This is a genomic window from Tunicatimonas sp. (assembly GCF_049647865.1).
GTDB lineage: Bacteria > Bacteroidota > Bacteroidia > Cytophagales > Cyclobacteriaceae > Tunicatimonas.
On sequence record NZ_JBARYM010000237.1, the window covers coordinates 1 to 9,298 of the forward strand.

Annotated in this window: 10 protein-coding genes; 4 read left to right on the forward strand and 6 right to left on the reverse strand. The window is 44.3% G+C overall.

Features of this window, described 5'->3' with window-relative positions; translation table 11 throughout:
• Positions 1-548: 548 nt before the first annotated feature.
• Positions 549-785 carry a MafI family immunity protein gene (locus tag WBA23_RS07330; protein ID WP_424581623.1) on the forward strand — a complete coding sequence of 79 codons (237 nt, stop codon included), beginning with the start codon at positions 549-551 and terminating at the stop codon, positions 783-785.
• On the opposite strand, the gene WBA23_RS07335 is transcribed toward WBA23_RS07330, so the two are convergent.
• From WBA23_RS07335 to WBA23_RS07355, 5 genes are all read right to left on the reverse strand, one after another.
• On the reverse strand, positions 786-914 hold the full coding sequence (locus tag WBA23_RS07335; protein WP_424581624.1) for a hypothetical protein: 129 nt from the start codon (positions 912-914) through the stop codon (positions 786-788).
• A 41-nt stretch (positions 915-955) separates the two neighbouring features.
• Positions 956-1,159 (reverse strand): hypothetical protein, encoded by a 204-nt coding sequence (locus WBA23_RS07340; protein ID WP_424581625.1) that lies wholly within the window; start codon positions 1,157-1,159, stop codon positions 956-958.
• Between the two features lie 185 nt (positions 1,160-1,344).
• Complete coding sequence (locus tag WBA23_RS07345) at positions 1,345-2,439, reverse strand: hypothetical protein (RefSeq protein ID WP_424581626.1); 1,095 nt, start codon at positions 2,437-2,439, stop codon at positions 1,345-1,347.
• A gap of 72 nt (positions 2,440-2,511) precedes the next feature.
• Complete coding sequence (locus WBA23_RS07350; protein ID WP_424581627.1) at positions 2,512-3,663, reverse strand: ATP-binding protein; 1,152 nt, start codon at positions 3,661-3,663, stop codon at positions 2,512-2,514.
• 93 nt (positions 3,664-3,756) lie between these two features.
• Positions 3,757-4,914 (reverse strand): aldose epimerase family protein, encoded by a 1,158-nt coding sequence (locus WBA23_RS07355; RefSeq protein WP_424581628.1) that lies wholly within the window; start codon positions 4,912-4,914, stop codon positions 3,757-3,759.
• A gap of 161 nt (positions 4,915-5,075) precedes the next feature.
• On the opposite strand from WBA23_RS07355, the gene WBA23_RS07360 reads away from it, so the two are divergent.
• Both WBA23_RS07360 and WBA23_RS07365 read left to right on the forward strand, forming a co-directional pair.
• Positions 5,076-5,936, forward strand: coding sequence for an SDR family oxidoreductase (locus WBA23_RS07360; protein WP_424581629.1), 861 nt, complete (start codon positions 5,076-5,078; stop codon positions 5,934-5,936).
• A 121-nt stretch (positions 5,937-6,057) separates the two neighbouring features.
• On the forward strand, positions 6,058-7,332 hold the full coding sequence (locus WBA23_RS07365; RefSeq protein ID WP_424581630.1) for a POTRA domain-containing protein: 1,275 nt from the start codon (positions 6,058-6,060) through the stop codon (positions 7,330-7,332).
• Positions 7,333-7,338: 6 nt separating this feature from the next.
• Here WBA23_RS07365 and WBA23_RS07370 read toward each other — a convergent pair whose 3' ends face one another.
• Positions 7,339-8,376, reverse strand: a complete 1,038-nt coding sequence (locus WBA23_RS07370; RefSeq protein ID WP_424581631.1) for a glycoside hydrolase family 43 protein — start codon at positions 8,374-8,376, stop codon at positions 7,339-7,341.
• A 120-nt stretch (positions 8,377-8,496) separates the two neighbouring features.
• On the opposite strand from WBA23_RS07370, the gene WBA23_RS07375 reads away from it, so the two are divergent.
• A complete protein-coding gene (locus tag WBA23_RS07375) occupies positions 8,497-8,943 on the forward strand; it encodes a hypothetical protein (RefSeq protein ID WP_424581632.1) in 447 nt (148 codons plus the stop codon).
• Positions 8,944-9,298 lie beyond the last annotated feature (355 nt).

Genomic DNA, 9,298 nt, shown 5'->3' on the forward strand with positions numbered 1-9,298 from the left:
GTATTAGTATATTCGCGACTCTAATTGTTATCCTCGGAGCTTTGCTCTTTTTGGAAGGCTATTTAACGTGAACTATGGATTAGACCTCAGCGATGAAAAATCACAAGCACTTGATCTTTAGGTGCTTGCCCTTAAGCCGGGTAGGCTTCTATTTTTCCACCGATGAAAAGTAGACAAAAATCTAGAACAATTCGAAACTCGCTACGCTCAAACAGCAAATTCTTCTTTTTCTGGAAGAAGAGAAAGTGTTTTAATCCATAGTTCACGCTATTTATGGATGTGTCGGAAATGCCAAAATTGGTTGAAGATTGATTCTTGAGCGAGGAAACGGAGGAAGCATGTAACCTCGTCAGGTAGAAATATAGGAATTAAGCCAGTCTTACAACTTAGCCGGAAGTTTCAATGAATAGAAAAATTGTATGTCAGAGAAGTTGAAAGAGCTGACTAAAATTATATCTCAACGTAGAATGGAAGGACATGACCGTCAACATATCTACAATTAACTGCTTTTATAACTAAAAATTTTAATGCGACAGCTAAGCAGAAATATGGTAGACATTGTCAACAAAACTAAACAGTTTGGCTTGCACTTTTCTATTTGTCAGGAAGCAAAGGAGTTTGTTAGCTATAGAGAACATGGAGTGGCTTTTGAGTTTATTGTAAATCACCTATATGAACAGAATAGTGCAATTGATAAACCATTTTATGAATTGATAAAAGTTACCGGGAATAGAATGAAACTTGCAGAAGACAAATGGAACTTTCTGGAGGAATTAATTCGGTAGTTATTCATAACTTTCTAGCGACAAATTAGCATCAGTAGACATGGGGTAAGGAGCGTCTTCGAGCTTAGTACCGTGAGATTCATTAGGGATATCGCTCGTTGGTAGCTCTAAAGTTACGCATTTTAACATGGTTTGATGAGCAAGGTAGTTTTTGGTGTATTTTTGCCCATTTAAAATGGCTTTTGAATATAGGGAGTATTTATCTGACTGCCTTCAGTTGAAACTACCCAACTATTGCCATCTAACTGTTTCTCGAGTAGGGGGCTGCCGAGCATGTGATGTTTGTTGCTAGGAAAAACTGGGTTATATGCCCACTGCGGAAAATACATACTAAGCGGAGGTCTGACCGTTGTCTTCATCATCGCAATAGCCATTAGCTTGAGAGTTATAGCTTATCCGTAATTATACGAACATGCTGCTGGATTCTCCAAGGCTGCCCGGCGTAATTGAAGGCTTGCTTTTATTCTTTGTTCCCGTAGCACCGAGCAGTAGACGACCTAGTAACTCGATTTAGATTCCGGGCTTACAATTAATAGCTACGTGAAAGTAGATGATACGCTTAAAGGTTGGGTGTGCGGGGCAGTATAATCTTCAAGCCTTGCTTACCGTCTTCATCCACCATCTTTAGCCTTCCTTGATGTAACTCACAGACCTCTTTGGCAATAACCAGCTCAAGCATTCCTCGTACCTTTCTACCTTTTACATCTAATATCCCTAAGCGGGATGAGCGATCAAGTACTCGTTCTACAGCTTCTTCTGGCAACACAACGTCCGTAGAAGTGATACAAATTGTAATCTGATCGGAATTGTGCGGGGGTGGAGTAGCTATGGAAATCTCACTATCAGAATCAATATGCTTAATAAGATAAATCAGTGACTCTTCTATAGCCTTGGCAAAATTAGCTGGTTGAATTTGAACAGTTATATTTTCATCGATACCCGAATGGGTTATCTTAATTTTTTTTGCATTAGGTTTTAAATAGAATTTGCGTAGTCGCTCTTCAACAAAAGGCTTTAGCTGAGTCTCTTTCAACGTAAACTGATCTTTGCTTGATTGGAGATGAAGCAGGTTGACTAATCCATGGGCTAATGTTAAAATTTCGCCCCCAAAATTATAAATGGTATCGTACAGATGTCGGTGCTGATCCAGACCCGCGTCGGCTGCTTTTGACTTCAGCAGTTCGGATAGTCCCATAATGTTGGTAACTGGAGAAGTAAGCTCATGAGCCAACATAAAAGTAACCGTATCTAAGCTTTCAACTTGCTCCTGTAACAATTGGTTGTTTTCTTTTGAGCGTGATTCATCGCTAATATGACCAGCAATAAACTTAATTTCTTCTCCCTGCTCAATCACCGGAAAAGTATTGATTTTCAACCAAGTAATATTTGGCAAACCATCACCGGCGCGTACTTCAATCTCATCGTTGTAGTCATTTGCTTGAGAAAGATTCGCAAAGAACTGGTCGTAATCCTGTTGGCTTCCGGGGTGTATGTACTGCCGAAGGTCCTCGCGCGACTCATTGGGGGAGTGATAGTCGTTAGACTTCTCATCGTAGAACTGCTCGCTAATAAAGATGGTTTCTTGCTGGTCGCGACTCCAAAGGAAAAAAAATACCGGAACAGTGTTGACAATCTTCTCGTACAGATTCTCCATAAATAGTGACAAATAAAATCAAGCAATATAGTTTATCCTGCTTAGGCTATATACTACATTGGTGGATATCTATTATACATCCGACTCGCTAGTATTTGGAATGTGCAGTGTAAAAGTAGTGCCTCGGTTAGTATCGCTATTTACCTCTACGCTACCTTTGTGCATCTCTACGATGCCTTTTACTAAGGTGAGACCGAGTCCCCAACCTTGAGCGTTTATATCTTCAGTGCGGTAGTAGAGGTCAAATAACTTATCCAACTCTTCGTCTGGGATTGGATTTCCTACGTTGTGAACTTGAATAATAGTTTTTTGTTCGGTCTGTTTAAACGATAAAGTGACTATTCCTTCTTGAGAGCCATATTTGGTAGCGTTAGAAATCAGATTATTTACCGCCCGGCTGAGCGTAGGAGCATCCCAATAGCCTACTATTTGGTCTTGGGTGCTTTCAATCTTAATTAGGTCGCGTACTGCTGGTTTTAACCCTTCAAGGGAATTCCTTACTTCCTCCAGTAGATCGCTTTCAACCTTTTGAAGCGGTATTGGATTGCCAGATTGGATGAGGTTTACATCCATGAGGGTGTTAATTAAGTTGTTCCCTTGTTCGGCACTTATTTTTATTCCCTGTAAAGCCTTTGAAATAAACGAATCCGCTGGTGATGCTAGTCTTCTTTCTAGCAGCTCCACCAATTGCCTGGCATTACCCAAGGGGGTGCGAATGTCGTGCGAGAGGGTAGCAATAAATTGATCACGCAAATCATCTCGCGCTTCCAATTCGTTGATCAGTTCTTCTGCTTTTTCAATAGCTTGCTGGTTTTTTTCAGTATGAATACGAGAAAATACGCCGGATGCTTGCTCTACCGCCTGATCGATGGCATACATAATGCCATCTCGCTCCCGAGTTTCTATCTGCCCATCTTCTTCATCAGTAACTGCAAAAATAGTTTCCTTCAGCAAACGATATTCTCGGATAATCTGGTCGACGGTATATTCGGTATAATTAGCTCGTTCTTGACCGTGCCGATCACTTTCGTAAACAACATCACGACTATCATTAGAGGCTAAGGCTTCAGCCAGCGCATCCAGCAAGTCAGGAACACTATTTCTAATAATAGGAATCTTTCTATTGCGAGCATCGGGAATTTCGTCTAATACTCGAGCAATCCATCGGTCGAGTATCTCCTGCTTTCTTGCCCGAATAATTGCAGCAGCGCTATTCGTACTCATACTATAGGTAGTGAATGGTTAGTAGTTTGGTTTTTGTACGTTTTATAACGCTAATTGTTTGAAAGGCAGTACTTAATCCTAATACAGGTCTACTTAAGCATCCTCTTTTACTGAGAATTTATAAGCGGTAGTAGTGCGGTAGGTTTCACCAGGGCGAAGCACTACAGAAGGAAAATCAGGCTGATTGGGCGAGTCGGGAAAGTGTTCAGTTTCTAAGCAGAGCGCAGAACGTTTCTTGTAGCTAATACCCTCTTTTCCGACGGCGGTACCATCCAGAAAATTGCCAGAGTAAAACTGTATACCGGGTTCGGTAGTGAATACCTCCAAAAAGCGTTTCGATGTAGGCTCAAATACGGTGGCGGCCCGTGTGAGTTCGTCTTCCGCTCCGTTGAGCACCCAGCAGTGGTCGTACCCCAACCCATTCTTTATTTGCGAATGATCGGCATCAATGCGGTTACCAATCACGGTAGATTCAGTAAAATCGAAGGGTGAACCGTTTACCGGAGCTAACTCACCGGTTGGAATCAGTTCTTCCGTAACCGGTACGTAGCGGTCGGCATCAATCATGAGCCGATGATCGAGAATAGTGGTAGAGGGATCACCGGATAAATTAAAGTAAGAGTGGTTGGTAAGGTTAATGATGGTAGGTTCGTCAGTAGTGGCTTCGTAATCAATGCGTAGGGTATTGTCGGCTTGCAAGGTGTAGGTTACTTGGGTTTCTAAGTTGCCAGGGTAACCTTCTTCCCCATCGGGGCTAGTGTAGCGCAGAACCAGTTGCGGACCATCGGAGGAAGTGGCGGTATCCGCTTGCCACACTACTTTGTCAAAACCTTTTATGCCCCCGTGTAAATGATTAGCTCCGTTATTAGTTGCTAGGGAGTAGGTTTCACCATCTAGCGTAAATTCGCCCTTAGCAATACGATTGCCGTAGCGACCTACTAAGGCACCAAAATACGACGGCTTACTTCGGTAACCCTCCATATTATCGTAGCCTAGCACTACGTCGCCTAAATTGCCATCGGCATCAGGCACTCGCCAAGCGGTAATAACCCCGCCGTAATTAGTAATGCCTATCTCAGTATCTCCGTTAGTCAACGTATAAAGGTCAACCGCGATGCTATCGGTTGTAGTGCCGAACGGCTTTTGCGAAATGGAAGAGGTGGGCATAGGTTTAGGTGTTTCCGTTTGTTCCGAGGAGTTGTTTTGGCAAGATAGTATTCCAGCAAGAAGTATGATGATTAGCTTTTTCATAGTGGTAGTTGTATAGAGCTAAAGTACGTTATAAGTATCCGCAATACAACTATCAGCAGAAAAGCAATTGCAGAGGATTAAGTTGCTCAACTATTTTTCTATATTGACGGTTTTATCTGATCGAGCCTATAAGTTAAGGCTGTTACTTTTTCAATCTTCATATGAACAAACGTATTGCTATCGTAGGTGCATCCGGCGTGCTAGGGCAGGAGTTGCTCTCTCTATCATCTCAATTTAGTTACGCTATTCGAAGTATCATTCGGAACGAGGATAAGAAGCATTTGGTAGAGCCTCTCTCCCAAGATGTATGGATTGGCGATGCGAACCATCCAGAAGAACTAACAGGCTGCTTTGAGGGTATTGATACCGTAATTTCTACGGTAGGTAAAAGTATCAGTCTCTTTGTGCGCGAGCCACAAACCTTCGCTGAGATAGACTATCAGGCTAATCTTAACTTGCTGCAAGAGGCGCAACGGGCGGGAGTAAAGCACTTTATGTACGTATCAATTTTTGCCAGCGAGACTTCACCAAAATTGCGGCAGGGGTGGATGCAGGAGAAATTTAGTCAAGAACTGATTCGTTCGGGATTACCGTACACCATTATCAAGCCGGTGGGGCTATTCTCCGGCCTAAATGACCTGGTAACGATGGGCAAATCGGGGTTGCTGCTAACCCCCGGCGATGGTTCGCCCAAAACCAACCCAATCCACCAGCGGGATTTAGCTCAGTTTTGCTGGGAACATCTATCGGATGCTAACACGGTACTGGAAGTGGGTGGGCCAGAGATTCATTCCCGGCAAGAAGTAGCCGAACTAGTTTGCCAGATGACGAAATGCCGCTTCAACCTAAACGTGCCGCTCTTTGTGGTAAAGCCCGGGTTGAAGGTGGTACGTTTGCTCGATAAAAACATCCACGATAAACTATCTTTCTTCACCTATATCACTACCCACGATATGGTGGCTCCCGTCTACGGTCAGCGAAAGTACGAAACGTACCTACGGGAGGAAGAAAATCTTACTTGATTAGATAATGCTTAGTAACTGAAATATTGTTAGGCGTATGCATAGAGTTTTGCAGTTTAGCCTTTGAGTAGTTAGTTTTAAACATCTCGTAGTTGGATTCGTGGGAAAACGTACTGAGATCATGTCCAGATTATTTTTTCTGCTCTTTATCCTTTTACTTTCTCAGTATTTAGCCTTCGGACAAGACCATCAATTTATTGTTACCGATGTCCGGCTCTCCGGATTAGAAAAAAGTAACGAAGGATATCTGCGCAACTTTATCAAAACCACGGTGGGACAAACCTACCGTGCGCAGCAAGTAGAAGAAGATCGTCAGCAGCTAATCCGGGTTCCGGGCGTAGGCAACGTAACTATAATAGTTGATACCGTGGCCGATAAGCGAGTGAGTGTTGATTTTGCTATTGAAGAACAGCGTACGCTTTTGCCCATTGTTGGCATGGGGGGCGTTACGGGCAATTTTTGGTTTCAGCTAGGGATGGCAGAATACAACTTCTTAGGTAAAGGCCAAACTCTGTTGGGTTACTTTCTGAGTAATAACGGAATTCCGAACGGACAAATATTCTTTCGCAACGAGCGTATTCGGGGCCAGCCCTGGGGCTACGCCATTGATATTCGGCGCATTGGTACCCCGGAACCGCTATTCTTTCCGGAAGCTACGGTGAACTATCGGTATACCAACACCAGTAGCGGTATCACCGGTATTCGCTACTTTGGGTTTGACCGAAAAGTAGCGTTAGGGGCTAATTTTTTTGTGGAAGAATACGAAAAGGATGAGGCGATGCGCTTTCCTCCCCTGCCCGGACCAGATCAACTAAGCCAACAGAAACTGCTTACCAGGCTAAGCTTTGAAACCAATCACTTGGAGTACGATTACTTCTACCGGAACGGTTCGTTTTGGCGAGCGATAGGGCAGTCGGTGTATACCCTCGATGACCAATCTCACTTCTTTAGCCTCATTCTGGAGCGTATTCAGTACTGGCGACCCTACCGCACGGCTAATATCGCGGTTCGTTTGAAAACCGGTTTAGCCACCAACAACGATTCTCCTTTCGCCCCTTTTGTGCTAGATAGTCAAGTCAATATCCGAGGATCGGGTAACCGGGTAGATCGCGGAACCGCGCAGGTAGTAATTAATGCTGAGTTTAGGCAAACGGTGTTTCAAGTTTCTCACTTTGCGGGGCAAGTGGTTGGGTTTGCCGATACCGGAACCTGGCGAAAACCCGGCGGCGAACTGGAGGATTTAGTCACTCAAAAACACCTCCGGCAGTTTGTCGGATTAGGAGTGCGCCTGATCAATCAGCGAGTGTTTGGGGCGGTTCTTCGGTTCGACTACGGCGTTGATATATTCAATCCGGGTGAGCGGGGAGCAGTTATCGGGGTGGGGCAGTATTTTTAGTTAGAATCAGCCCCCCGATGGCACTGGTTGAGGCGTTCGGGTAGGCCCAATCACTCGTAGTTTACCATCTGGTTCTACTACCAAACGATCAATGTTCAGCACTCGCCGAGGCGAGGGGTTATCCGGGTCAGCGTGACTGTGGTACACAATGAACAGTTCGTTGCCGTCGGGTGAGCGGATGATGCTGTTATGACCGGGACCAGAAACACCCGCCGAAGGCTTCTGCGCCAAAATAGGATTGTTCTCGCTCTTCGTCCACGGACCTAGCGGATGACTGGCCGTAGCGTAACCCACTCCGTAGCGAGGGTCCGCGTAGTGATTAGCGGAGTAGGTCATATACAGCGTGCTGTCCAGCCTAAACACTGTCATTCCCTCTACCGATATAGCTCGTCCGTCCGCTGGAGTTTCCCAGGGCTGGGTGGGAATAACGCAAACAGTAGGTTCATCGCTGATAATCCGACTAAGATCGTCCGATAGCTCGCAACCTAAAATAGTACCTTTAAAGTATCCTTTGTTTTTCCAGGGTTCACCAACTACTCCCACCATTTCGTAGTAGAGATAAGGTTGGTTTTGGTGAATGTATACATGGCCATCAATGCAGGAGTAGCCCGCATCAAACAACGGAACGCGCCAGTCTTCAAAGGGCCCTTCGGGAGAATCACTCACTGCCATGCAGATTCGTAGTCCATCGGGGTCATTGCCTTTCGCACTGAAAATAAGATAGAATTTATCCTGATAGTGAACCACCTCCGGTGCCCAAAAGCTTTTCGTGGCCCAAGAATCTTCCGGACGCTGATACACGTAGCCCATCGGTTCCCAATCTATCAGATTGGTTGACTTCCAGGCCTTGAACCCGTCAGCCGCACTAGTTCCGTACAGGTAGTAGGTTTGCTGGTGCTGAAGCACAAATGGGTCGGCCACAAAAACCGAGTCACTCACCGGATTGATGTAGTGCGACGGTGTTTGTGCTGGCAGCAGAGTTGGTAGTAAGCTGAGCCAGGTAATCAGTAGGTGAACAATGTTTATATTCTTAAAGTAGGTCATTACAGCAAATGGAAAGGCAAAAGATAGTCAAAAATTAATCAATGAAAATCGATAAGTTTAGCTGAACCGGTTTACAACTATAGCGCACGTTTCGGTGTCTTACCTGTAAATCGAAACGCTATGAAAAAACTATGGTTTATTGCAGCAATATTAATTATTGGTTGTTCGGACGATGAAGATGCATTTGATCAATTGGTGCTGATTGAGGCGCGAAGTTTTACGGTAGAAGCTCCCCCAGACTGGGAAATAATTGAGGATCAGGGATACGATACCTACGTTGGGCGGATAGTGGGCCGAAAACATACTATCGCTTTTGCTCAAGGCTTTTTTGCCTTTAGCAATCTAGATAACATTGTAGAAGATGAGGAAAGCATCTTATTGCAGAGGTTAGAAATTAACGATGTTCCGGCCGTTTTGCACAAGGAAAAAAGTCCCGACCCTACCCATGATGTTCTATTAAGTGTGTATTTGGAAACCGAGGAGGGCCAGAAGAACCACCTGTACATTTTTGACCCTCATAATGAACCATTGATTATCCAGATTTTCTTATCTCACAAGTTCAGATAAGGTCGCTACGCTACTTGTAATCTCAGTTATTGAACATCGAGTTAGCGATGATAGAACCATCTAATAGAAACAGGTTTGCCGCTAAATCTGAGCAGTCAATAACTCTTTCTCACAATTCAAGACTATCTTTACAGAAGATAATGAGTTACTTGAACGGTTAGCTCAATGATCTCCGAAAAGGAAGTGCTCGAGATTTATGCTATTCTGATAGAACGCTTTGGTGGCTGAAAAAGAACGTAAAGCAACAACTTTAGCAATTTAAGCGGCGACCGAAACAGTCAATTCTTCCAATAATCAAATACCGCCTTCGCAATATTAGCAATCACCTGGTCCCGTTCTTTATCCGAAGCGTAGG